Here is a 1,319-nt window from a genome sequence, read left to right as displayed (position 1 = left end):
GTTAAAGCAATCACCGGCTTGAGTTTATAATATCCTTGCCCAGATTTTAATTGATTGCCATAGGTTTTGGCGAGATTATAGATTACTCGTTTGTCAAACGCCGGAACATTTAACACTTGCATTTCAATAATTACTATGGAGCCGTCATTTAGAATCGCCTTGACATCCAGGTAGGTATCCTTTAACTCCGTAGTATAGCCAGCATTGTATGGGTCAATAATCTCTAAGTTATTTATCCGAGATTCTCCTTGATATATCAAAGCATTTAGAAAGCTAATCAGGACTTCTTTACTTTCAGAGGAACCAAAAATTTTCTTAAATGCAAAGTCGGTTTTGGGGCTGATAAATCTCATGGTTAATTATTTATTGGTGATGGGTGGGCTTTGAACTATAAAATCTGACTCAGACCAGGATTTTGTCCCTAAAGCCCCCCTAGCAATATTAGGTTTGTGATTATTATATCGCAAAATAGTACAAATATACTTAATAATATAAATCGGAAGATATGGAAATAAAAAAAATCACTAAATATTTTTAGTTATGTTGTTGGAATAAACTATAATTTTACTGTTGTTGATTCCAACAACATAGCAATCCTAAATCAATTGAGAGAATGTTTGTTCCCTGTTCCCTACTCCCTGCTCCCTGCTCCCTGTTCCCAGATCCGCTGTTCCCTGTTCCCTTTGCTATATAACTTTGACTTCTTCGGGTGCATCTGATTCTTGCTGTTTGACCCGGTGGGTGGAATGGGCATCTTGTTGTGGAACTGGCATCTTGCCAGTTTCCTGCCTCGGACTGGCTGTCCCAACCCTGGCGATGAGGCGGAAAATGGCTGGTTGTTGTTAATACCTAGGGAATTTTAGCTAAAGCTTCCCGAACGACATCAGAACCAACACCAACCAAGCAGGAATTTTCAGTTATATGACGTTTCCAAGCTCTACTACCTGGTTGCCCTGCAAATAATTGCAGCATATGTCTGGTAATTTTGTTCAGCTTAATACCTTTGGCTACCCAGTGATCAATATAGGAAAACATGGCTTCGACAACCTGATGGCGAGTTGGGGGTATAACTGTCTCGCTATAGATATCACAATCAGCTTTGGCAAACAGATAGGGATTGTCGTAAGCTGCACGCCCAATCATTACCCCATCGACATACTGCCGTTGTTCTTGCACTTGTTCAAGACTAGTAAATCCACCATTAATTTCCACGAATAAGTCAGGTAACTCCTGCTTGAGACGATGGACGTCACTGTAACGTAAGGGTGGGACGTTGCGATTCTCTTTTGGACTCAAACCCTGTAGCCAAGCCTTGCGAG

Annotated in this window: 2 protein-coding genes; both read right to left on the bottom strand. The window is 40.9% G+C overall.

The genetic code is table 11. The annotated features are described in order from the left end of the window. The coding region (locus F6K49_RS49755) for an Rpn family recombination-promoting nuclease/putative transposase (RefSeq protein ID WP_293110203.1) at positions 1–353 on the bottom strand (353 nt) is incomplete at its 3' end. Between the two features lie 496 nt (positions 354–849). Beyond that, a partial coding sequence (locus tag F6K49_RS49750) for a tRNA-dihydrouridine synthase (protein WP_293110201.1) occupies positions 850–1,319 on the bottom strand: 470 nt, incomplete at its 5' end.

The organism is Moorena sp. SIO3I6, assembly GCF_010672095.1.
The sequence above is the reverse complement of the archived record's forward strand: the minus strand, read 5'-3'. Positions and strand labels throughout refer to the sequence as shown.